This is a genomic window from Paraburkholderia sp. BR14320 (assembly GCF_040948665.1).
In the GTDB taxonomy this organism is placed as follows: Bacteria; Pseudomonadota; Gammaproteobacteria; order Burkholderiales; family Burkholderiaceae; genus Paraburkholderia; species Paraburkholderia youngii.
In genome coordinates this window covers 1-2,619 of sequence record NZ_JBFPKG010000151.1, presented here as the reverse complement: position 1 = coordinate 2,619, position 2,619 = coordinate 1, and the positions used below count along the sequence as shown (strand labels likewise).

The following is a 2,619-nucleotide window of genomic DNA, read 5'->3' as shown; positions in this document are numbered from 1 at the left end:
GCCATCTTCGAGGAGCGCTTCAGAACCATCGAGCGCGTCTTCGCCTGGGAAGACAAGTTTCGCCGTCTGTTGCTGCGCTTCGAACGCATCAGCGAGGTGCACTACGCGTTCAAGACGCTCGCTTATACGATGATCAACCTTCGGCACTATTGCTGAAAATCATCGCAGGACGTACGGCTCCATGGTCGGTTCACCGTGCCATGCATTGCAACCTCCATTACGTTCGCATTCCTGATGATAATACGTCGTCGTATGATTTTATAGTCATAATTTTTCGCAACGGTCCCGCCCATTTCGCCCACTCATGAATGTCGCGAAAAATCCGTGAGTTGCAAGAGGCCGAAACCCGCAATCTGTTGTGCGGCATTCGCTACTTGTGCAGGAGCCGGCACGGCCGGTAGTCGACCGAAAGGTTTTGCGAGCTGAGTTCCGAAGTCTCCCAGCGGCTTGCGAGGCACGGAGTTGTCCCCGCCGATGAGCTGTCCAGGGTTGTTGAACACCGAATTCCTGCCCCCCCACACTTGGGTCGGGTTGCGTGAGAAAGAGTTAGGGCCACCCAAAATTAGATTCGGGTTGCGCATCACTTCGACTTGCAAACGAACACCCTCGAAGCTGTCGTTAACGAGCTTGACCAGATCGTTGTTCTTTCCAAAGCAACCATCATCGCCGCCAATTTTTCCGGTCGCGAGACATTTCTCAAGTTCTTGCGCGGTGTACTGCTCGGCGACGCATATAACAAATGCAAATGGCCTCCAGCGCTCGAGATCGCGCATTCAGCCACAATCATTTCGGCGTTGCTCAGATGCGAGCCACCGGCGCATAGAGCGGCGCTGGTGTAATCGGAGTAATGCTCTGAGACACAGGCGGCAATACGTTGTTCGTCGGGCGACAACCGCGAGCCGCCGGCGCAAAACGCCGCTCCGTAAAGATTATCTTGATGTTCAGATACACAGGAGACAAGGCGTCTTTGATCAGAAGACATCCTCGGAAGCGCGATGCAAAGACCGGCCTTCACGGCATCGTCCGAATACTCGGATATACATGCGATCTGTCGTTGCTGCTCCGGTGAAAGATGACTCGCTCCGATGCACGGCACAGCGCTCGTGGGATGATCTTTGTTATCCATCAGGCATTGCAGCGCGCGGGCCTGGTCGGCCGGAAGGCCGTCGGAAGCGACGCATAGCGCAGCAGCATGGAGATTGGCTTGGTAGCCGACAATGCACCCCAAAGCAGCTTTCTGTCTATCGGTCAGAGCTCCCTTCGCGCCACATGAGGCTGCGCTAGCGAGATCGCCCGCCGTTTTACCGAGACAAGTGACGACGTCCTCTGCCTCAGGCGACACTCTAACGTGAGCGGAACAGAGCGCCATGTGTCCAACATTGTCCGTATGCTGTTGCCAGCACAGGTCAATATGCTTCTGCGCGGGCCACATTTCTACACTGGTCCAACACCCGAAAAATTGGTTCTTGTTTGCGGTGGGATCGGCTTCGGGGGAGAGTGTTAAGGAAGGTCTGCAAAAGTCCTGGCATTGACGCCCCGTTCAGCTATCCTGGAAGCATCGCGAATTAGTTGAGGAGAAGAGTAATGTCGCAGTTGGGTCTTGACCTGGATCTGTCATCCAAGCGCACGCGCAAGCGGGAATTTCTCGATGAGATGCGGCGTGTCGTGCCTTGGTCGAAGCTGATTGCGCTGATCGAGCCGCACTATCCGGCAGGCAAAACCGGACGGCCGCCTTTCCCGATCGCGACGATGCTGCAAATTCATTTTATGCAGCAGTGGTTTGGTCTGTCGGACCCTGCAATGGAAGAGGCGCTGTACGACGTGCCGCTGTATCGCGAGTTCGCGGGTCTCGACGGCGGCATGGTGCGTTTGCCGGATGAAAGCACGATTCTCCGGTTCCGCCATCTGCTTGAAACACATGGGCTGGCCGCGCAAATGCTCGCACTGGTCAATGAGATCCTGACGGAGAAGGGCTTGATGCTAAAGGCTGGATCCGCAGTCGACGCCACCCTGATTGCCGCGCCCAGTTCGACAAAGAACGGTTCCGGCACCCGGGATCCGGAAACGCACTCGACGCAGAAAGGCGGCAACTGGTATTTCGGAATGAAATCGCACATCGGCGTCGACGCAGACTCCGGACTGGTTCATACAGTCATTGGAACGGCGGCCAATGTGCACGACACCACCGTTGCCCAGGCGTTGCTGCACGGCAAGGAGACGGATGTCTACGCTACGCCTGGTATCAGGGAATCGAAAAGCATTGTGAGGCCGACGCAGCTCGTTGGCATGTTGCGATGAGACCGGGCAAGCGCAGACTACTGGACCGGAGTAATCCTCTGGACGCGATATACGATCAGATCGAGCGGCTCAAGGCCGGTATCCGTGCCAATGTTGAGCACCCGTTTCGCGTCATCAAGCGGCAGTTCGGCTATGCGAAGACCCGCTATCGCGGTTTGATGAAAAACACTGCCCAGATCACCACGTTGTTCGCTTTGAACCGCCCCGGGATTTCCGGAGGCTCCACTTCTTGAGAAAATGGAGCTATGGAAAACACGAAGAAGAAGTGCCCAAGGTACTCGCCTGAAGTTCGTGAGCGGGCTGTGCGAATGGTTCTGGAAC

General features: G+C 56.1%; 2 protein-coding genes. One reads left to right on the top strand and one right to left on the bottom strand.

The features are described 5' to 3' along the window. Positions 1–302: 302 nt before the first annotated feature. Complete coding sequence (locus AB3X89_RS39310) at positions 303–773, bottom strand: hypothetical protein (protein WP_368587949.1); 471 nt, start codon at positions 771–773, stop codon at positions 303–305. Positions 774–1,584: 811 nt separating this feature from the next. Between AB3X89_RS39310 and AB3X89_RS39305 the strand changes: the two genes are divergently transcribed. Further along, a protein-coding gene (locus AB3X89_RS39305) for an IS5 family transposase (RefSeq protein ID WP_368587948.1) occupies positions 1,585–2,531 on the top strand; the annotation gives its coding sequence in 2 pieces (ribosomal slippage) (positions 1,585–2,233 and positions 2,233–2,531; 948 coding nt in all). The last annotated feature ends 88 nt before the right edge of the window (positions 2,532–2,619 follow it).

Bases quoted from the DNA above. Each gene is read 5' to 3' on its own strand.
- AB3X89_RS39310 (WP_368587949.1), bottom strand. From the start codon at position 773: ATGCGCGATCTCGAGCGCTGGAGGCCATTTGCATTTGTTATATGCGTC.